At 56.8% G+C, this 20,349-nt stretch carries 20 protein-coding genes and 1 pseudogene; 8 read left to right on the top strand and 13 right to left on the bottom strand.

Going from position 1 to position 20,349, the window contains the following annotated elements; all coding sequences use genetic code 11:
* Positions 1-9 precede the first annotated feature (9 nt).
* From LA5095_RS06925 to LA5095_RS06910, 4 genes are all read left to right on the top strand, one after another.
* Positions 10-1,266, top strand: a complete 1,257-nt coding sequence (locus LA5095_RS06925) for an ABC transporter substrate-binding protein (protein WP_055113361.1) — start codon at positions 10-12, stop codon at positions 1,264-1,266.
* A gap of 62 nt (positions 1,267-1,328) precedes the next feature.
* Positions 1,329-2,192 carry a carbohydrate ABC transporter permease gene (locus LA5095_RS06920; protein WP_235808824.1) on the top strand — a complete coding sequence of 288 codons (864 nt, stop codon included), beginning with the start codon at positions 1,329-1,331 and terminating at the stop codon, positions 2,190-2,192.
* Between the two features lie 17 nt (positions 2,193-2,209).
* The gene (locus tag LA5095_RS06915; RefSeq protein ID WP_408009558.1) at positions 2,210-3,043 is read left to right on the top strand and encodes a carbohydrate ABC transporter permease; all 834 of its coding nucleotides are present in this window, start codon (positions 2,210-2,212) and stop codon (positions 3,041-3,043) included.
* A gap of 18 nt (positions 3,044-3,061) precedes the next feature.
* Complete coding sequence (locus LA5095_RS06910) at positions 3,062-4,123, top strand: ABC transporter ATP-binding protein (RefSeq protein WP_055113354.1); 1,062 nt, start codon at positions 3,062-3,064, stop codon at positions 4,121-4,123.
* 40 nt (positions 4,124-4,163) lie between these two features.
* On the opposite strand, the gene LA5095_RS06905 is transcribed toward LA5095_RS06910, so the two are convergent.
* Positions 4,164-4,622 carry an Lrp/AsnC family transcriptional regulator gene (locus tag LA5095_RS06905; RefSeq protein WP_055114233.1) on the bottom strand — a complete coding sequence of 153 codons (459 nt, stop codon included), beginning with the start codon at positions 4,620-4,622 and terminating at the stop codon, positions 4,164-4,166.
* A gap of 111 nt (positions 4,623-4,733) precedes the next feature.
* On the opposite strand from LA5095_RS06905, the gene LA5095_RS06900 reads away from it, so the two are divergent.
* A complete protein-coding gene (locus LA5095_RS06900; RefSeq protein WP_055114231.1) occupies positions 4,734-5,936 on the top strand; it encodes a methionine gamma-lyase in 1,203 nt (400 codons plus the stop codon).
* 16 nt (positions 5,937-5,952) lie between these two features.
* Here LA5095_RS06900 and LA5095_RS06895 read toward each other — a convergent pair whose 3' ends face one another.
* Positions 5,953-6,420, bottom strand: a complete 468-nt coding sequence (locus LA5095_RS06895) for an Lrp/AsnC family transcriptional regulator (RefSeq protein WP_108874973.1) — start codon at positions 6,418-6,420, stop codon at positions 5,953-5,955.
* A gap of 125 nt (positions 6,421-6,545) precedes the next feature.
* Here LA5095_RS06895 and LA5095_RS06890 point away from each other — a divergent pair, with 125 nt between their 5' ends.
* Positions 6,546-8,918 carry a thiamine pyrophosphate-binding protein gene (locus LA5095_RS06890; RefSeq protein ID WP_055113352.1) on the top strand — a complete coding sequence of 791 codons (2,373 nt, stop codon included), beginning with the start codon at positions 6,546-6,548 and terminating at the stop codon, positions 8,916-8,918.
* A gap of 80 nt (positions 8,919-8,998) precedes the next feature.
* Here the strand turns inward: LA5095_RS06890 and LA5095_RS06885 are convergent, their stop codons facing one another.
* The 4 genes and pseudogenes from LA5095_RS06885 to LA5095_RS06870 all read right to left on the bottom strand — a co-directional run bounded on the left by LA5095_RS06885 (position 8,999) and on the right by LA5095_RS06870 (position 12,866).
* Positions 8,999-9,916, bottom strand: coding sequence for an alpha/beta hydrolase family protein (locus LA5095_RS06885; protein ID WP_082442640.1), 918 nt, complete (start codon positions 9,914-9,916; stop codon positions 8,999-9,001).
* Between the two features lie 93 nt (positions 9,917-10,009).
* Positions 10,010-10,906: pseudogene (locus LA5095_RS06880) on the bottom strand (TRAP transporter substrate-binding protein); the annotation flags it as partial.
* Positions 10,907-11,046: 140 nt separating this feature from the next.
* The gene (locus LA5095_RS06875; protein ID WP_055113345.1) at positions 11,047-12,354 is read right to left on the bottom strand and encodes a TRAP transporter large permease; all 1,308 of its coding nucleotides are present in this window, start codon (positions 12,352-12,354) and stop codon (positions 11,047-11,049) included.
* Entirely contained in the window at positions 12,351-12,866 is a 516-nt protein-coding gene (locus tag LA5095_RS06870) for a TRAP transporter small permease subunit (RefSeq protein WP_055113343.1), read from the bottom strand. The genes LA5095_RS06875 and LA5095_RS06870 overlap by 4 nt, the downstream gene beginning before the upstream one ends.
* 22 nt (positions 12,867-12,888) lie before the next feature.
* On the opposite strand from LA5095_RS06870, the gene LA5095_RS06865 reads away from it, so the two are divergent.
* Positions 12,889-13,404, top strand: coding sequence for a MarR family winged helix-turn-helix transcriptional regulator (locus LA5095_RS06865; protein WP_055113341.1), 516 nt, complete (start codon positions 12,889-12,891; stop codon positions 13,402-13,404).
* A gap of 68 nt (positions 13,405-13,472) precedes the next feature.
* Here LA5095_RS06865 and LA5095_RS06860 read toward each other — a convergent pair whose 3' ends face one another.
* On the bottom strand, positions 13,473-14,345 hold the full coding sequence (locus LA5095_RS06860; RefSeq protein ID WP_055113339.1) for a LysR substrate-binding domain-containing protein: 873 nt from the start codon (positions 14,343-14,345) through the stop codon (positions 13,473-13,475).
* Positions 14,346-14,439: 94 nt separating this feature from the next.
* Here LA5095_RS06860 and LA5095_RS06855 point away from each other — a divergent pair, with 94 nt between their 5' ends.
* Positions 14,440-14,643, top strand: a complete 204-nt coding sequence (locus LA5095_RS06855; RefSeq protein WP_144435926.1) for a hypothetical protein — start codon at positions 14,440-14,442, stop codon at positions 14,641-14,643.
* A 58-nt stretch (positions 14,644-14,701) separates the two neighbouring features.
* On the opposite strand, the gene LA5095_RS06850 is transcribed toward LA5095_RS06855, so the two are convergent.
* The 6 genes from LA5095_RS06850 to LA5095_RS06825 all read right to left on the bottom strand — a co-directional run bounded on the left by LA5095_RS06850 (position 14,702) and on the right by LA5095_RS06825 (position 20,293).
* Complete coding sequence (locus LA5095_RS06850) at positions 14,702-15,406, bottom strand: GntR family transcriptional regulator (protein ID WP_055113335.1); 705 nt, start codon at positions 15,404-15,406, stop codon at positions 14,702-14,704.
* A gap of 461 nt (positions 15,407-15,867) precedes the next feature.
* A complete protein-coding gene (locus LA5095_RS06845; RefSeq protein ID WP_055113333.1) occupies positions 15,868-16,698 on the bottom strand; it encodes an amidohydrolase family protein in 831 nt (276 codons plus the stop codon).
* Positions 16,695-17,123, bottom strand: coding sequence for an RbsD/FucU family protein (locus LA5095_RS06840; RefSeq protein WP_055113331.1), 429 nt, complete (start codon positions 17,121-17,123; stop codon positions 16,695-16,697). Before LA5095_RS06840 ends, LA5095_RS06845 begins: the two co-directional genes overlap by 4 nt.
* Complete coding sequence (locus LA5095_RS06835) at positions 17,113-18,165, bottom strand: aldo/keto reductase (RefSeq protein ID WP_055113329.1); 1,053 nt, start codon at positions 18,163-18,165, stop codon at positions 17,113-17,115. Before LA5095_RS06835 ends, LA5095_RS06840 begins: the two co-directional genes overlap by 11 nt.
* Positions 18,166-18,179: 14 nt before the next feature.
* Positions 18,180-18,890, bottom strand: coding sequence for a GntR family transcriptional regulator (locus tag LA5095_RS06830; protein WP_055113325.1), 711 nt, complete (start codon positions 18,888-18,890; stop codon positions 18,180-18,182).
* A gap of 128 nt (positions 18,891-19,018) precedes the next feature.
* Complete coding sequence (locus tag LA5095_RS06825) at positions 19,019-20,293, bottom strand: L-fuconate dehydratase (protein WP_055113323.1); 1,275 nt, start codon at positions 20,291-20,293, stop codon at positions 19,019-19,021.
* Between the last annotated feature and the right edge of the window lie 56 nt (positions 20,294-20,349).

Here is a 20,349-nt window from a genome sequence, read left to right as displayed (position 1 = left end):
GAGGAGACTATGAGGAAATTAATTGGAACGATCAGCGCTCTCGCCGTTATGGCCACGACTGCTGTACATGCCGAAACCTTGAAGCTGGTCGAGGTGATCACCAGCCCGGAACGCACCGAGGTTCTTCAAGGTCTGGTGGATGAATTCGAGGCGGCGAACCCGGGAACGGAAGTGGAAATCGTTTCTTTGCCCTGGGGGCAGGCGTTCGAGAAATTCGCAACGATGGTTGCGGGTGGAGACATTCCCGATGTCGTCGAAATGCCGGATCGGTGGGCCGGTATCTACAAGGACAGGCTTGTCGACCTGAACGACAAGATTGCAGGCTGGGAACACGGCAAGACCCTGACCCAGAAAACAGTCGACATGGGTCGCCAGACAGACGGCAAGTCCATGCGGATGATCCCTTACGGGTTCTACCTGCGCGCCCTGTTCTACAACAAGAAACTGCTTGAAGAAGCCGGCGTCGCGGCGCCACCGAAAACCATGGAAGAATTCATGACGGCTTCCAAGGCGGTGTCCGAACTAGATGGCAAGTATGGCTATTGCCTTCGCGGTGGCCCAGGTGGGCTCAACGGTTGGATCATGATGGCCGCCACCATGAACGGCGACAACACCTTCTTCGACGAGAACGGCAAGAGCACGCTCAATCAGCCGGGTTCGGTTGAAGGCATCCAGTTCCTGATCGACCTCTATCAGAACGGGTATGCGCCGAAGGATGCCGTCAGTTGGGGCTTCAACGAGATCGTGGCCGGATTCTATTCGGGCACCTGTGCATTCCTTGATCAGGACCCCGACGCGCTGATCGCGGTTTCGGAGCGTATGGAGCCAGAAGATTTTGCCGTAGTTCCGATGCCTGTCGGCCCGGGCGGCAAAGCCTTCCCGACGATCGGGTTTGCCGGATGGGGAATGTTCGACACCACGAAGGATGAAGATCTGTCCTGGAAACTGATCGCGCATCTCTCCAACCCGGAAGCCAACAAGACCTGGGCAAAACGTGTCGGTGTCATTCCGATCCACGAAGGCGCCGAGCAGGATCCGCATTTCAAGACCGAGCAGTTCGCAGGTTGGTTCGAGACGCTCAACGGTGAGCAATACATCCCGACCGTCATGCCGACCTACCTGGAACAATTTGGCTACTTTGCTGACTCAATTGCGCTCGAAACCAGCCAGGAAGCGCTTCTTGGCCAGATCAGTGCACAGGAAGTAGCCGACCAGTGGGCCGCATTCCTGACCGAAGAATACGGCCGTTGGAAAGAAGCTCAATGACAGCTCGCGCTGACAACGCGCCCGGGGAGACCCGGGCGCGCGGTTCATTTTACATTCGCTACATGGTGGAGCCCTATCTCTACCTGTCGCCAGCGGTAATCGTGATTGCCCTGGTCATGCTCGTTCCTTTGGTGATCGGCATTTCCTATGCCTTTCAGGCGGTCAATCTGCTTCGGCCATTCGATACCGGCTGGGTCGGGTTCGAGAACTTCCAGGCGCTTTGGAGCGACCGGAAATTCTGGCTCGCGCTGAAAAACACGTTCTGGTGGACGGTCGGTTCCATCACCTTCCAGTTTTTCCTGGGTCTTGGTCTGGCACTTTTGCTGAACACCCGGTTTTACGGCAAGAGGCTCGTTCAGGCGCTCGTGTTCCTGCCGTGGGCTGTCCCTACTTTTCTGTCCGCGCTGACCTGGGCGTGGCTCTTCAACCCGACGATCGGTCCGCTGCCGCACTGGCTGGCAGCGCTCGGTATTCTTTCTGAGCCTTACAATATTCTCGGAGATCCGGATCTGGCCATGTGGGGGCCCATAACGGCCAATGTCTGGTTCGGTATTCCGTTTTTCGCAATCACGCTTCTTGCGGCACTGCAATCGATACCCGGTGAGCTTTACGAAGCTGCCGAGATCGATGGCGCGTCCGCCTGGCAGACATTCACCAAGATCACGCTGCCTTTTCTTGCTCCGATGATCGCCATCACCGTGATGCTGCGCACCATCTGGATCGCCAACTTCGCGGACCTGATCTTCGTCATGACGGGTGGCGGACCTGCAAATTCAACGCAGATCCTTTCCACCTACATCTTTACGACCGCGTTCAGGAAGCTCGACTTCGGTTATGCCTCCGCGATTGCCGTTGCGCTGCTCGGCCTGCTCCTGATCTATGCGGTCGTGCTGCTTGTTCTCCGCCGCAAGCTCGTCAAGATTTGAGGCCTGCAATGAATGCCTTGCGTCAAAGTTCACCATTGGCCGTGACCGGGAAATACCTGGCGCTGGCCTTTTACGTGGCCTTCGCACTTTTTCCGCTCTACTGGCTTGCCAAGATTGCGGTCACGCCCGACAAGCTGATTTTCAGCGAAGGAACCGCGCTCATTCCGAGCAAGTTCACCTTCGAGAATTTCCAGACGGTTCTGCTGCAAACTGATTTTGTCGCCTATTTCCGAAACAGCCTCATTGTTTCCATCGGAACCGCCGCCATTACAACGGTGATCGCGGCTGCCGCCGGCTATGCGTTTTCCAGGTTCGATTTCCGGGGCAAGAGACTGATCATCGCGCTAATGCTGATCACGCAGATGTTTCCCCTGCTGATGATCATCGCACCGATCTACAAGATTGTCGCGGCGCTCGGGCTCCTGAACTCGCTGACGAGCCTCATCATCGTCTACACGGCATTCAACATACCGTTCGCCACCTTCCTGATGCAGTCGTTTTTCGACGGTATCCCGAAGGACCTTGAAGACGCGGGAATGATTGACGGCTGCACGCGGTTCGAAGCCCTGCGCAAGATCGTGTTGCCCCTGACACTACCGGGTCTTGGTGCCACGCTCGGCTTTATCTTCACCGCAGCCTGGAGCGAACTTCTGTTCGCGCTGATGCTGATCAATTCCAACGACGCAATGACGTTTCCCGTGGGGCTTTTGACCTTTGTGTCCAAGTTCTCCGTGGACTGGGGACAGATGATGGCGGCGGGCGTGCTCGCACTGGTGCCGTCCTGTCTCTTCTTCATCTTCATTCAGCGGTACCTGGTCCAGGGTCTGACGACCGGAGCAGTAAAGGGCTGACGCCCCAGGGAGGACGATGTGGCAGGCATCGAGTTGAACAATATCGCCAAGTCCTATGGTTCCGTCGAGGTTCTGAGGGATATCAACCTGACGATCGAGGACGGTGAATTCATCGTTCTGGTTGGACCGTCCGGGTGCGGAAAATCGACCCTTCTGCGCATGATCGCGGGTCTTGAGCCGATCACCGGTGGTGAATTCCACGTCGACGGCAGGCGCATGAACGAGGTGCCTCCGCGTGACCGGGACATGGCCATGGTATTCCAGTCCTATGCGCTTTATCCGCATATGGATGTTTCGCGGAACATGGGTTTCTCGCTGGAAATCCGAAAGGCGCAGAAGGAAGAACGCAGCCGAAAGGTCGGCGACGCGGCCAGAACGCTCGGGTTGACGTCTCTTACGGAACGCCTTCCCCGGGCTCTCTCCGGCGGTCAACGTCAGAGGGTGGCGATGGGACGTGCCATCGTTCGTGATCCGAGTGCCTTTTTGTTCGATGAACCGCTTTCCAACCTTGATGCAGCCCTGCGGGTTGAGATGCGCCTGGAAATCGCGCGTCTTCACCAGCGGCTAAATGCGACCATGATCTACGTGACACACGATCAGGTGGAAGCCCTGACCCTGGCGGACCGGATCGTTGTGCTCAACGCCGGCGATATCCAGCAGGTCGGAACGCCGCTGGATCTGTATGAGCGGCCTTCCAACAAGTTCGTTGCGCAATTCATCGGCTCACCGACGATGAACATTCTCGGTGTCGACCGCGCGGAGACCGGGGTGAAGCTGAAGGACGGAACGATCCTGGACGTCGGATCCAGGGGAGAACAGAAGAGGGCGCACGAATTGGGTGTGCGCCCGGAACACCTTGATGTCGTGCCGGAGGAAGCGGCGCACATGAAAGGGGTTGCCGAACTCGTTGAGCATCTGGGATCCGATACCAATATTCATGCAAGCGTTCCCGGTGTCGGTCCCGTTCTGGTGCGCCAGCACGGGCATTTCCCGTTAAAAACCGGAGACGCCGTCAACATCGCGGTCGATCTTGAAAAAGCCCACCTCTTCGGGCCGGACGGGGTTCGTCTGGCCGCATAAGATCCATCTCGGCTGAAACTGGTTTCCGGTTTCGGTGACGTCAACCAAGTGCCGGAAACACGGCGGTCTTCTTCACCGTACCGTAGACGAAACTCGTATCTATGGAGGCAATGCCGCCGATCGGGTGTATCCGGTTGCGGATGAAATCCTCGTAAGCGTCAAGGCTCGCGACAACCACGCGCAACTGGTAGTCCATGGCTCCGGTCAGGACGTGGCATTCCAGCACTTCATCAATTGTCTGAACCCTGCTTTCGAAATGGCGGACATCCTCCTCGTTGTGTCGTTCGAGGCGAATGCGAACGAAAACGGTAATCGGCAAGCCGTATGTCTTTGGATCGACATCCACTGAAAATCCTCGAATGGCCCCCGAATTTTCAAGGTTCCGCAAGCGCCGGAGGCATGGAGACGGAGACAGGTTGACGGTTTCGGCAAGTTCCTGATTGGTCATCCGTCCGTCCTTTTGCAAGGCCCGGATAATCTGGCGGTCTTTTGAGTCCATTTGAATGCTCATTGGTAGATTCTGCTAATTTGAATACTAATACTGGTAGATTTTGAAATCTATCGCCCCTTGGCTTCAAGTATGTTGCTTAAAGACAAGAAGGAGACTGTCATGAGCCGAGCCAAGGGATTTGCAAGTCGCGCTATCCACCATGGGTATGAGCCGCGAGACAACGAAGGTGCATTGACGCCGCCGTTGCATCTGACGTCAACTTTTGTGTTCGAGACCGCCGAGGCTGGGGGAGAGCTCTTTGCCGGCGAGCGTTCGGGGCATGTCTACAGCCGGATTTCCAACCCCACGCTGGACCTTCTCGAGCAGCGAATTGCCGAGCTGGAAGGTGCAGAGGCAGGACTGGCTCTTTCATCAGGAATGGGTGCCATCACGTCGACGCTCTGGACGTTGGTGGGTCCGGGCGATGAGATCATCGTCGACAAAACGCTCTACGGCTGCACCTTTGCCTTCATGCGCCATGGATTGTCCAGGTTTGGTGTCAAGATTTCGCATGTGGACATGACCGATCCGGAAAACCTGCGCGCGGCCATATCCGAGACGACGCGCGTCGTATATTTCGAAACGCCTGCCAACCCGAACATGCGGCTGGTGGACATTGCCCGAATTGCAGATATTGCCCACGAGGCAGGCGCGACCGTTGTCGTCGACAATACTTATGCAACGCCCTATCTGACCCGCCCGATCGAGATGGGTGCCGATATCGTTCTGCATTCGGCAACCAAGTATCTGGGCGGTCATGGCGATGTTGTCGCCGGACTGGTGGTCGGCAATTGCGAACAGATCGGCGAAATTCGTCTCGTCGGCATGAAGGACATGACCGGCGCAGTTATGGCACCGTTCAACGCGCTACTGATTCTGCGCGGTCTGAAGACCCTGGCCCTGCGAATGGATCGTCACTGCGCGACGGCCCAAAGAGTTGCCGAATGGCTGGAAACACACCCTGCCGTTTGCAAGGTTCATTTTCCGGGACTTGAAAGTTTCGAGCAGCATGAACTGGCAGAACGGCAGATGGACCAACCGGGTGGCATGATCGCATTCGAACTCGAAGGCGGACTTCAGGCCGGCAGGGAGATGATGAACGCACTCTTGATGATCCAGCGGGCGGTTTCGCTCGGCGACGCGGAGACGCTGATCCAGCATCCGGCCTCGATGACGCATTCCACCTATACGCCCGAGGAACGGGCAGAGCATGGTATCAGCGACGGTCTTGTCCGGCTTTCCGTGGGTCTGGAAGATCTGAATGACATTCTCGACGACCTGAACCAGGCAATGCCGTCAAAACCGGTCGCAGCGGCGGCGTGACACGTGGTGTCAGGTTCTACGGTGTTCTGGCAACCCCTGACTTGACGCGGCGCAAAGGGATCGAGCTTTCGATATTGGCAACACCTGGAACCTTGGTGAGTTTCCCGGTCAGGAACGTTTCGAAAGCTGCAAGACCTGTCGTTGCCACGCGCAGCAGATAGTCACGGTTGCCGGTCATCAGCCAGCAATCGACCACTTCAGGAAATGCCTGGATTGCATTTTCAAACTGGTCCAGCGTCACGTCGACCTGCTTGTCGAGCTGAACCGAAACGAAGACAGAAACCTCGTAGCCAAGGGCGACCTCATCGATCAGGGCGCAGTAGCCGGTTATGATCCCGACGTCTTCCAGATGACGCAAGCGGCGTGCGACGGGGGTGGCGCTGAGCCCAATGCGTTCAGACAATTCCTGCAGGGAAATCCTGCCGTCGGTTCTCAACTCCCGCAGGATCTGAATATCGAATGCATCAATTTTGGTGGAATTCACTACAATCGTTCTCCAAGTGGGGCGTATTCCCCAAAACTTAGCCAAAATGGGTAGGAAATAGCAAGAATTCCATTCAACTCCGCCGCTAAATTGGGCGAAAGCATCGGATTAACAGGATCTTCGCAATGAGCACCGAGCATCTCAAAACGATCGAACAACGGCTGCTTTGGCTGTCACATTGGATGATCCATCACGCCAATCACATCCGGCCGAAGGTCGACGGGATCAAGACAGGCGGCCACCAGGCAAGTTCCGCGTCGATGGTGTCGATCATGACCGCGCTCTACTTCTCCGCACTCAGACCGGAGGACAGGGTTGCTGTGAAGCCGCACGCCTCACCGGTCTTTCACGCGATGCAATACCTGATGGGCAACCAGACGCGTGAGAAGATGGAAAACTTCCGTGGTTTCGGCGGCGTTCAATCCTATCCATCACGTACAAAGGATATCGACGACGTCGACTTTTCTACCGGTTCGGTCGGCCTTGGTGTCGCGATTACTTCCTTTGCATCCCTGGTACAGGATTACATTGATGCAAAATCCTGGTCGAAAGACCGCGCGCTTGGCCGGATGATCGCGCTGGTCGGCGATGCGGAGCTTGATGAAGGCAACCTCTACGAGGCTTTGCAGGAGGGCTGGAAGAACGATCTGCGAAACTGCTGGTGGATCATCGACTACAACAGGCAATCCCTGGACGGCATTGTCCGCGAAGGGTTGTTCGACAGGGTAGAGAAGATATTCGACGCATTTGGCTGGGACGTTGTCAGGGTCAAGTACGGGGCCTTGCAGCGATCCGCTTTCGGTGAACCGGGTGGTGAGCGTTTGCGGCAATGGATCGATGCGTGTTCCAACCAGGAATATTCGGCTCTGACCTTCATGGGGGGAGCGGTCTGGCGCCAGCGCCTGATGGATGATCTGGGAGATCAGGGAGATGTCACTGCCTTGATCGACCGGCGCAGCGATGAAGAACTCGCGGAACTGATGGAAAACCTCGGCGGCAATTGCACCGAAACCATGGCAGGGGCCTTTGCGGCAATCGATCACGACCGTCCGACCTGTTTCCTCGCATATACCATCAAGGGCTGGGGGACACCGATTGCCGGTCACAAGGACAATCACGGCGGCCTGATGAACAAGGCGCAGATGAGTGCCTGGCAGACGCATATGGGCGTGCACGAAGGCGACGAATGGGAACCGTTCGCAACGGTTGAGGACGTTGCCGGACTGAAGGCGTTTCTTGACGAGGCCGCGTTTTTCTCGAAAGGAAAACGCCGCTACTCGGACGCGTGTATCGATGTGCCCGGGATCGACCTCAAGTCAGGTGGAGAAACATCGACCCAGATGGCCTTCGGCAAGATACTCGATGATCTTTCGAAGGGAGACAGCAGGCTGGCACAACGGATCGTAACGACTTCGCCGGATGTCACCGGAACTACAAATCTGGGTCCCTGGGTCAATCGCCGCAAACTGTTTGCCCGCCACGCCAAGGCCGATGCCTTCATCGAACATCGTATTCCCTCGACCGCAAAGTGGGAGTTCACGCCAGAGGGCCAGCATATCGAGCTTGGCATTGCGGAAATGAACCTGTTCCTGCTGCTCGGAGCCGCCGGACTTTCACATACTCTATTCGGTGAACGTCTGATCCCGATTGGAACGGTCTACGATCCGTTCGTCTGCCGCGGGCTCGATGCCTTGAACTATGCCTGTTATCAGGACGCGCGGTTCATGATCGTCGGAACACCATCCGGCATAACATTGGCGCCTGAAGGCGGGGCGCATCAGTCTATCGGAACACCGCTGATCGGCATGAGCCAGGACGGTCTTGCCGCGTTCGAGCCGGCTTTTGCCGACGAACTCGCGGTTATCATGGAATGGGCCTTCGATTATCTTCAAAGGGATGGTGGAGGTGATCCGGATGAACGCACCTGGTTGCGCGATGAAACAGGAGGGTCGGTTTATCTGCGGCTTTCCACCAACCCGATCGAACAGCCGGTTACGCGGGCCGACGATGCCTTCCGGCAAGGAGCAATTGACGGCGCATACTGGCTGCGCAAACCCGGACCGAATTGTGATGTCGTGATCGCCTATCAGGGCGTCGTTGCACCAGAAGCGATCAAGGCTGCGGGTCTGCTCGCCGGCAACCGGCGGGACGTCGGTGTTCTCGCCGTAACTTCGGCTGATCGGCTCAATGCAGGCTGGACCGCGGCGCAGCGGGCGCGTTCGCGTGGCAATGATCTGGCAATGTCACATATCGAACGTCTGATGAGAGACCTGCCTGCCCATTGCAAACTGATCACCGTGATTGACGGACATCCGGCGACCCTTGCCTGGCTCGGCAGCGTTGCCGGCCATCAGACGATCCCGCTTGGCGTCGAGCATTTCGGCCAGACGGGGACGATCGGTGATCTCTATCGTCACTTCGGCCTTGATGCAGACTCGATCATCGAAAAGGTCAACGGTCTGACGCCCGGCCGGCGGATTCAACTGGTGCAAGGGTGATCCTGCCCGCGTTGTCGATCCAGAACAGGGCGGTCGGGGGGTGACCGTTCAATCGATCTGGGATTGTCACCTGCAATTCCCTAAGCCAGCGCCTGAAGACAGGCGGACAGGCAGTCTTCGCTGCCATGGTCGAGCATCGGCATGTGTGTGTGACCTGACCTCAGGTCGTGACCGGATCGGATCAGTGTGGCCCTGCCGCCGTGCTTCCTGTTCGTCACGACCCAATCGCTCCAGTGCTGTTGTCTTTCCTGCCAGCGGTGGTCGATGTCCAGAAAGTCGCCGGCAAAAAGAACCGTTGGAACGGGTGCCACCAGTTCGGGGTCGCTCAGGCGTGTGGATGGTTCAATACCGATGAAACCGGCGAACAGGTCCGGAACCTCCGCCATCGCATCCAGGGCGATCTCACCTCCTTGACTGTGACAGATGATGATGGCCGGGCCGAGCCGTTTCAAAACAGCGACCAGCGCGGCAACATGCAAGGGGGTTGTGGTGAGCCAGCGCGGCACCAGCATGCGCGAGAAGGCGTCGAACGACTTCACCGGAAATTGCCCATTTTCGAACGGAGTGCGAGTTGAAAACCCGCCTGACGGTCCGATCCTGAACAGCGTCCAGGCTTCTTGCTGCGAACGACAGATCGGGTCTCCTTCCCAGATCCCGGTCGCAAAGCCGGAGCGGCCACGTTCGACGTTGTCAACGACATGGGTTTCGTAACCGAGCCCAACCAGATGATTGACCCAACCCGGGCGACCGTCCGGCGTGGTTTCCCAGGTGCTACCGTGCATACCCCCACCATGGACCAGGACGACCGGCGGTGAACTGTTGCGATTTGCCGGCACGAAATACTGAACGTATGCGTGCTCGATCGCGAAGTGGCCTTTGGGATCGTAGGTGTAGCTGGCCGAGCGGGTGAACCGGATATTCCGGGGCTCGCCCACCGTCACCTCGTGCACACGACCGGCGACCGTGTAACTGCCGAAGTCCGACAGGCTGTAGGTCAACGCTGATGCTCCTCTAATATCCGGCACACTCATGGGTGCATTGCTGGCTGCACCCCGCTCAGCAGGGGCGGGGTGCGTGTTTTGGAATTGCAGTCAGTTCAGATCCGACAGGTTCTGATATTCGTTATAGTTCGCGGCAAACGCGCGATAACTGTCGATGACCTTCCTGAACATCTCGTTTTCAGCAGATTTTTCAGCATAGACTTCATCAGCGGCTGCGCGCAGGGCATCCATGACGCTGTCCGGGAACCGTTTTATCTCAACACCGTTTGCCCGGAATTCCTCCAGGATCGGGCTCTGAGCACCCGCGGCTACTCCCATTGCGTAGAGATTTGCATCAGCACATGATACCTCAATCGCGGTCCGTTGGGCGTCCGTCAGTCCGTCCCACTTGTCCTTGTTCATGTAAAACTCGATGAAGCCCGCCGGCTGGTGCCAGCCAGGGAAATAGTAGTGCTTTGCGACCTTGTCGAAGCCAAGCAGCTTGTCGACCAGCGGGAAGCTGAGTTCAGTGGCATCCAGGCGCCCGGTTTCGAGCGACGTGGAAATTTCACCCGCAGGCAGCGACATGGCGTTGGCACCAAGCTTGGCAAGAATTGCGCCGCCCAATCCACCTATCCGGATATTCAGCCCTTGCAGGTCCTCCGGGCTTTCAATCGGTTTCGTGTACCAGCCACCGGCTTCCGAGAGGATCACGCCACAAGCCATCGGGACGAGGTTGTAAGGCTCATACAGTTCCTGCCACAGTTCCAGTCCACCGCCGTGATGCAGCCAGCTGACATAAGATAACGGATCACCGCCAAAAGGTACGGAGCCGAACAGTGCCGCAGCGGGCTCTTTTCCGGAAGCGTAGGCCGCATAGGACCAGGCGGCATCGATCGCTCCGGCACTGACGTTGTCGAAAATTTCAAAGGGTGGTGACAGCTCTCCGGCGAGCAGGTAATCAAACTCGACTTCGCCGCCGGTCAGGGTGCTGATATTGCCGACGAAACGCTCGGCTGCCGGATTGAGAACAGGCAATGCACCGAACGCGCTTTGCAGCGTGAATTTTTCGGCCTGTGCCCCGGATGCGGTTAGCGCAACAAGCGCTGCGGCCATAAGTGTTCGTTTCATGGTTATTCCTCCCTTGGTCATATCAACCCGGTGATCAGTCCGGGAAACAGGATCAGCAGCGCCAGCACCAGGAGCTGCAATGCGATGAAAGGAGCGACGCCGCCATAGATTTCAGGTGTCGACAATTGATCACCGACCGCGCCTCGCAAATAAAACAGCGAAAAGCCGAATGGCGGCGTCAGGAAGGATGTCTGCAGATTGACGGCAACCAGAATCCCGAACCAGATCAGGAGCGCATCGCCCGCAAGGCCGTTTCCAAAGTCGAGTCCGGAAACAATCGGTGCGAAGATCGGCATCAAGATCAGGGTGATTTCGAGCCAGTCGAGCACGAAGCCGAGCAGGAAAATCGAAATCATCACGACAGCCAGGATCGTGTAGGGCCCATCGCCGAATGCTAGGATGCCGGTTTCCACAAGATCGTCTCCGCCAACTCCCTTGAAAACGGCCGAAAAGCATGTTGCTCCGATCATCAGAAAGAGAACTGTAGAGGTGGTGATCACCGTCTTGCGGGCGGCGTCGGATACCATTGCGAAGCTGAACCGGCCATAGAGCAACGTCATCAGAATGGCGCCAAAGGCACCCAGGCCGCTTGCTTCCGTCGGTGTCGCCACGCCGGCGATAATGGAGCCAAGAACGGCAGCCACAAGCCCGAGCAGCGGGCCAAGGTCCAGAAGGACCTGAAGGGGAGACGCCCGGTCGTCCCTGCTTATCCGCGGAAGGCCCCGTGACCGCCAGATCACGAAGAAAGCGTAAACCAGCACCAGCAAAAGGCCGGGGCCGATCGCGCCGGCGAACATCGACGGCACCGGCGTTTGCAACTGATCGCCGAGAATGATCAGCATGACCGACGGCGGGATCAGGATGGCAAGTGTGCCTGAAGCCGTCACAAGACCTGCTGTTGTCCGCTTATCGTAACCGGCCTCCAGAAGGCGGGGCAACGCGAGCAGGGCGAGCAAAACGACGGAAGCTCCGACAATTCCGGACGATGCAGCGAGCAATACCCCGACGACCAGGACTGAAATTCCCATGCCGGCAGCACTGCCGCCGAGTGCCTTCTGCGCGGCGCGGAGCGAACGTTCGGCAACGCCGGAGACTTCCAGGACCAGTCCCATGAAAATGAACATCGGGATCGCAACCAGTAACCAGTTGGACAAGACATTGGCATAGATGCGACTGATCAGGAGGTTGAAGAATGCGATCGGCAGATCCGAGATCAGAATGAACAGGGCAGCCGAACCGGCCAGAACCATGCCGACCCGATAGCCCAGCAGGATCGCGCCGAGTGTGAGACCGGCCATGGCAAGGGGCAGGAACGTCTCACTCATCTGACGGTCCGGATGAGACGGAGGGATTCAACCAGAACGGCGAGCGCCAACAGAAAAAGACCGACTGGCAGAATGGATTTTATCAGCCACAAGTCGTTTAGCCCGCCATTGCGCGAGGCTTCGTCCGATGTCCAGGCGCGCAGCATGAATCTTGTCGAGGCCGGCAGCATGAAGAAGAAAAAAGGAACCGCGAATAGCAGATTGCCTGCCAGATCAATGCGAGCCTTCCATTGAGGCGTCATCGGATTGTAAAGAAAATCCACCCGGACATGCGTTCCTTGAAGCCAGACCAGACCGGCTGGTACCAGTCCGATAATCACCAGAATATGCCATTGAAAATCCAGCAGCGAGTTCAGCGTGATCGCCTTGCCCAAAAGTGGGATATCGGCCTGGAAAGAAGCCAGCGGATTAATGTCAAGTGCGCTGCATACCACCTGGAGGACAATCGCCCCCATCAGCACGACGACCCCGGCGGCAAGAATCTTGAGGCTGACTTCCCGAAACGCTTTCACAGGCCTCTCCTTTTAGCTCCATATGGAACTATATATTTCCATCTGGAGCAATCTTTATTTTTCCATTATCGTGATGCTTATGAAACTGCTTGGTATTCTTGATGCGACGCCGTTCCCGATCGGCTATCGAATTTCATTTCTCACGAACTTCTGGCGCGAGCCTCTCCTGAGATGGATGGAGCGCGACACGGGGCTGATCCGTCCGGAATTGACAGTGCTCATGTGTCTCAGCTTTCAAAAGGACCTCAACGCGCGTGATATCTGTGAAATCACCGAACAGCCTTCAAACACGGTCAGCCGTGCAGTTACTTCGTTGAGTGATAAAGGCCTGATTTCACGTGTACCGGACACGGTGGATACGCGACGCCGCGTTTTGAACATAACCGAAGAAGGGCAAGCGGTTCACGACCGCCTGATGGCCCGGTTCGCCGAAGCGGAAAAGGTGATGCTGGAAACGCTTTCAAAGCAGGAAGTCGAAACACTTGAACACCTGCTCGACAAGCTGGCCCGCGATGTGCCGCGCTGGCGCCAACCCTAACCCTAACTTGCCATCTGGTCAGAAACAGAAATCCTGGTTTCAGGGCCGTGATACGACTGGCATCTTCCTCAGGAAACGGCTTGCAGTTCGCCTTGTCCAAGCTTTGTCAGAAGGAAGTTCGCCGCGAGAGATACATGTGCTTCGCATGGGCTGGATTGATGAACGGATATCACAACTTCTGAAAGCGGCGGCAGGCCTGTTGTTCCGTCTATGACCCTCAGGCCGGAAGGCATGACGGATGCCTCCATCGCGGATACTGCCGATCCGTCCGCCAGGGCCTTCTCCATCAGACCAATGCTTCGGGTTGAATATGTGATGCGCCAGGAGCGGTCGATGCTTTTCAATGCATCCAGGGCGATCTCTCGACAGACGCAACCGGCAGGGAATAGTACCAGTGAAAGCGGTTCATCGGGGTCGTCCATGAAATCGGGTGAGGCAACCCAATGAAGCGGTTCATGCCTGGCAATCTGTCCGGCCACTGCATCAGGACGATGTGTGGCGATGACCACGTCGAGTTGCCCCTGTTTCAGCATGGGCAGCAGGTCGCTGGCATTGTCGCACGTTACCTCGAACTGCAATCGCGGGTGCTCCTTTGCCAGGGCGGACAGGAGAGGGGGGATCAGAAATGTCGCGTAGTCATCCGGTGCCCCTATTCTGACCAGTCCGGCTGCCTCCGGGCGCTGAAGATGCGACAGAGCCGCGTCGTTTGCTGCCAGAATACGGTTTGCGTAAACCAGTAATGCTTCACCGGTTTGCGTTATGGAGACGGATTGACGGCTTCGCTCGAAAAGTCGCTTTTCAACAATGTCCTCAAGCCGTTTGATCTGAAGACTGACTGCCGATTGCGTGCGTCCGACAGCCTCGGCAGCACGTGTAAAGTTTCGATGCGCAGCAACAGCAACGAATGATCGCAGAAGGTCCATTTCGAGGTCACGTTTCATCCTGTATCATTTTCAGATCTCATCACGATAAGCAATATTATTCGTTTTTCTAATTATGTGCCTGGATCTACGGTTGCCGCAGGAGGTCCAGAAAATGCTAGATTTGTTCGCCAAATCCATGTTCGTGGCAACGCGGGTTGCTCCCTTGACCGGCCTGGCAGGCAGCGGAGACCTGCGCTCGCCGCTAAGCCTCAAAGTCGATGTGACAAAGAAGAAATCAGTATCAGGGAACAAAGCGCACCGGCAAAGGCTATCTGCGAACGCGGACAAGCGCAGCCGGTCAGGTCCGGCAGATTAGCGTCCATGCAATGTCCGCAGACATTGACGAAACTACCGGCAACGTCGGGGTGGACTGTTCAGAGCGGGTTTCTTGTTTCTGTCAGGCTGATGCCGAGCCCCGCCAGGATGCGACGGCGGGACATGAAGATGTGGTTTCGGGCGGCCAGTCCCAATCCGATGGGGTCTTCCAAGCGGATCAGACGGGCTAACTCGTCAAGTTCATCCGAGACTGCGACTATCACTTCACCCCAATTCAGAGATGGAAGCGAAATCAGCCACATGCGGGAAGTCTGGAAAAAGAGTTTCAGCATCATGTCACGCAAGCAACTGTTGGTGATCAACGATATCAGTCCGGTGTAGTAGCGGATATTGGCCCGGCCGAATCCGACCACATCACCCGGTTCGAGTGCCTGGAACACTTCCTTGTAGTCGACGAATTGCCTCGCCGTTCCCTCTGGAAAAGGCGAAGCGAAGAAATCCCCGGCGGATTGCGCCAGAATCATGCGAACAGTGTAAATCTCAACCAGCTCTTCAGGTTCGACCAGTGAAACCACGTTGCCGACACCGTGCTTCACCGCGAGCAATCCATCATGCTCAAGCGTGGTCAGGACGTTGCGGATCGGGGTGCGGCTGACTTCAAATTCTTCCGCCAGATCGGTTTCGCGCAATTTGCTTCCCGGCGGATATTCTACCGCGCAGATGCGATCCCGCAGGATTTGGTAAATCAGCTCCTTTCGGGCGTGAGAGGCGCTGCCGTCAGTGTCGGTGCTGGACTGTGTCATATAGCAACCTTGAACGGTATTTCTCAGTCAATGTGTATGTCGTCAGCGCAAAAACTCAGTGAAAATGAACTAATTCATGTTTGTCGTCTTAGAATGCGCCAAGTTGTATACTTCACCGAGATTTAAGAGACATCGCATTTTGTGAAGAAACAATGCCGGTCGCAAGCTTAGCCGCGCACGCCATACCGTTATGGCGATCGCAAATCTGCAAAGTGGGCGCAAGCTGTCCAATTCAATAACGAAAGCGTTTGCGGGGATTTCACAAACCAGCAACCGGGCGAGTTCATGCTGAGCGTGAATACACGTCTCCGGTCGGGCGCTTCTGATTTCTCGCCACCGTCAGATGATCGTTGTGTTGCGCCATTCAGATTGAGCGATGTTCATTCCCATGTCGAGCAACACCATGAATCCTGGGTGGCAGACTGGTAGTCTCGACGGCGTTCAAATTATCGGCGCCTTCGCTAGTTCAACCCATAAGCACGCAGGGCATTAAGCCCCAGAACGGCTTCTTTTTCATCGGGCGTGAGGCCGTTCAGAAGTGTCTCCGTGGCTTCGACCCATCTTTCGTAACTGCTTGCCAGAAGGCAGACCGGCCAGTCGCTGCCCCAGAGAATCCGTTGCGGGCCGAAAGTTGACAGAAGGTGATCGACATAGGGACGCAGATCGTCGACCGACCAGTCCGGTTTTGCTTCGGTGACCAGGCCGGAGAGTTTGCAAAAGGCGTTTGTGTCTGCTGCCAGTTGTTTCATGCTGGCCGCCCAGTCGTCGATCAGGCTGTCACGGATCAGAGGTTTTGAACCGTGGTCAATGACGACCCTCATGTCCGGATAACGGATGAGGAGTGCAGACAGGTTTTCAAGGTGCCGCGGAAAGGTCAGCGCATCGAAAGTCAGGTCGTTTGCGATCAGCGCTTCGAAAGCCGGCGTCAGATTGTCCCGCAACATCCAGTCGTCATCTTCTATGTCCTGGATCATCGGCCTCAACCCCACGAGAGCCGGGTGGGCGGCCAGGTCCGAAATGATCTGAGGAGCATCGGTGCTTTCGAAATCGACCCAGCCGACAACACCTTTCACGGCCGGGGAATTGTCGGCCAGCGACAACATGAAACGGGTTTCTGCAAGCGTGGGGGCAGCTTGCACCAGTATGGTCCCCGAAATGCCGTGGGCCTCAAGGTTGGGAGCAAGATCCGAAGGCAGAAAATTCCGGTAGATGGGTCCAAGTTCCGGCGTGAGCCAGTGATAGTCACCACGTGCGATATCCCAGAAGTGTTGATGCGCATCGATCCGTGTCATCCGATCACGCCCTTCTTGAGAATGATATTGCCGTAAAAGCGCCGCTCACCCGTTTGCACGATGGCAAATGTCCCGGCAGCCCGTTCGTAGAAGGCAAACCGTTCCAGCGTCTGGATCTCGGTCGGTTTGTCGGCGGTTTCGTTGATTATCCGCTGAAAGTCCGCAACTGCCTCAGGGACGGCGTCCGGGTCTCCGACAACCTGCATGGTCAGGGCGGGATCAGGGACGAAACTGTCCAGTGGCATGACGGAAAGGATCGCCTCAAGGACTTCGCTCGCCGTCGAACCATCCGCCCGGATGCAGTCAGGCCCGATGCCTTCGCCGGGAAAGTTCGCATCCGAAATGACGATTTCATCGCCATGACCCATGGCGCGCAGGACATATAGAAGTTGCGGCGAAAGGATCGGGTTGATGTTACGCAGCATGACTGGTCTCCGAAGGGAATGGCGCATCGGGACGGATTAGTCCCTGGTCGCGAAGGTCCGACCATAGTGCGGCAGGGATCGGTGTTTCCAGAACCTCAACATTCGCACTCACCTCCCGCGCATTGACCGCGCCGGGGATCACGGTCTTGACGCATGGATGCCCGAACACGAACTGCAGCGCAGCTGCGATCAAGGGTGTGTCATGAGCCTTGCAGACGGCTTCAATGTTCCTGACACGCTCCAATACATCGTCGGACGCATCGTCATAATTGTATTTTGCGCCCGGGACAGGCCCGGTTGCCAGGATACCGGAATTGTAGGGGCCACCCAGAATGATGCCAACGTCGCGTTTTTCGCAAAGCGGGAGGAAGCTCTCCAGTGCCTCCTGCTCCAGCAGCGTATAACGGCCTGCCAGCAGAAATCCGTCAAAGTCGCCCAGACCGAGAAGTTTTTCACAGACCTGCCATTCATTCACACCTGCGCCGATGGCGGCCACATCACCGGCATCTCTCAGTTCGCGCAGGGCACGATAACCGCCTCCGTCAAAAAGTTCCCTGACCTTGGCGTCGCTTGCTTCCTGTGAACCCTGGGAAAAGGCGCAGACGTCGTGGACGAGCAGAATGTCGACATTGGCGACGCCCAAACGCTTGCGGCTGGCTTCGTAACTGCGCATCACGCCATCATAGGTATAGTCGAAGACAATGCGTTTCTGGGGAACATCGACAAAGGCTTCCGGAGTTACCTCGTGCGGTTCGCAGTCTAGGAGAAGGCGGCCGATTTTGGTGGACAGTTGAACGTTGTCGCGACCGACCCGTTCCAGTGCGACACCGAACCGCTCCTCAGAACGGCCGAGACCGTATTGAGGAGCCGTGTCGAAATAGCGGATGCCGGCATCATAGGCGGCCTGCAGGGCAGCTTGTGCATCTTCCTCGGAGACCTTGCGGTAGAGATTTCCAAGCGGCGCACCACCGAAGCCCATGCGCGTCAGGGGAACGGGCCGTTTGGTCCGGGCGTTCAAAAGTGTGGTTTCGGTGACCTTCATGCCTGGTTCCTGTCTCAACGGGATTGGAATAGTTCTGGGCGTGTTTCAGCAAGGGCTTCGATACGTGGCATCAGCTGGCCCAGGTGGTGCCGCATAGCGCGTTGTGCCGCGTCCGCGTCCCGCGCCCGGATGGCGTCAACCACTGCCTGATGTTCATCCAGCGTCTCCGTTGCTCGCCCCGGTGTCGGCAGCAGCAGCATCCGTGCCCGGGTAACCTGCAATGAAACCATTCTGGCGACGGTCTTCAGGCGGGGATAGCCGGTGAACAGCATCAAAAGCGCATGGAATTCTTCGTCGGCCTGGTAAAATCCGGAATAGTCAAGATCTTCGACAAGCAGGGTCTGTAACCGCAGGTTCCTGTTGATCTGGGCGAACTGGTCCTCGCTCCGGTCTTCCGCAACCTTGGCCACGCTGGCAAGTTCGAGAGCCTGACGCAGAAATGTGCCTTCACGAATGTCTTCCATCGAAAAGTAGGCGACCCGCGTTCCAGACTGTGGAATCACATCGACGAGGCCTTCGTTTGCAAGACGTGCGATCGCCTCGGAGACCGGTGATCTTGAAACTCCCAGCTTTTCGCACACTGGTCCCTTGCGTATCACCTGTCCTGGCAGAAACTGTAGTGACAGGATAGCCTCCTGGAGTGCCAGGTAGACCTTGTGCGCCAGCGATCCATCAAAAGCGCTGATATCCTGAAGTCTGGTTGCGTCGATATCGGTCGTATTCATTGCCGCCTCTGGTTGACTAACATGTTAGTTTTCATAGTCAGCAAGTCAAGCGAGTTCGAAGAGCGCCGTGGTGTCGCAGGCATGACGGGAGAACCGGGTGTTTCTGGCGGAACGGAAGCAGCAATACCTCAAGGCTGAAATTCGAATCGCTCCAGGCTGTCTTCCTTGATCTCGATCGAGAAACCAGGCTGGACGGGTGGAAGATAGGCGCCGTTTTCGACGGTGCAGGGAGCAACGAAATGCTCATGCAAATGGTCGACGTACTCGATACGCCGGTCATCTTTTTTGCAGCTGATCGCAAGATAGTCGATCATCGACAAGTGCTGAACATACTCGCACAGGCCGACGCCGCCCGCGTGAGGCCAGACCGGAATGTCGAATTTATGTGCCAGGAGCATGACTGCCAGCACCTCGTTCAATCCCCCCATCCGACAGCTGTCGATCTGCACCACATCGATGGCCCCCGCGGTGATAAACTGCTTGAACATAATGCGGTTTTGACACATCTCACCGGTGGCGACCTTCACCGGGGCGATGGCGTCGTGAATTGCCTTGTGACCCAGTATGTCGTCGGGACTGGTTGGCTCCTCGATGAAATACGGGCGGGCAAACGACAGTTTTCTGACCCAGTCAATCGCCTGATCGACTTCCCAGACCTGGTTGGCATCGATCATGATGTTCATTTCGTCACCCAACTCTTCGCGTGCGATGGTCAAGCGACGGATATCGTCGTTCAGATCCCGGCCGACTTTGAATTTTGTATGGGTGAAACCCGCCTCGCGTGCCGCACGGCACAAGTGGCGCAGCTTGTCATCGGAATACCCCAGCCAGCCGGCGGATGTGGTGTAGCAAGGATAACCTTCTGCGTGCAGTTTTTCGACGCGTTCCGCTTTGCCGGATTCGGACTTTCGCAGGATAGCAAGGGCTTCGTCCGGTGAAAGTGCGTCGGTCAGGTAACGAAAGTCGACGAGTTTCACAATCTCTTCAGGCTTCATTTCCCCCACGAGCCGCCACACCGGTTTGTTTTCGGTCCTGGCCCACAAGTCCCAGGCAGCGTTGATCACTGCACCCGCCGCCATATGGATGGCACCCTTGTCGGGACCTATCCAGCGCAATTGACTGTCCCCGGTGACATGTCGCCAGAAGCGCCCCATGTCCTCGGTGATCCATGCCAGATCGAGCCCGACTACCAACGGTGCGAGAGCCTCGATGGCAGCGATGCATATTTCGTTGCCCCGGCCAATCGTAAAAGTCAGGCCATGACCTTCATGGCGACCATCTGTTTCCATTATCACGTAGGCGGCCGAGTAATCGGGATCGGGATTCATCGCATCCGAACCGTCGAGGGTGTCGGAAGTCGGGAACCGCAAGTCGTGTGTTCGGACTCGAGTTATCCTGGTCATTTCATCCCCCGTACAATGGATCCAATAGCGTCGAGTTGCTGGGGAGTGCTTGCGTC

The organism is Roseibium album, from assembly GCF_001404515.1.
Lineage (GTDB): Bacteria > Pseudomonadota > Alphaproteobacteria > Rhizobiales > Stappiaceae > Roseibium > Roseibium album.
This window is presented reverse-complemented; position numbering and strand designations above follow the sequence as displayed.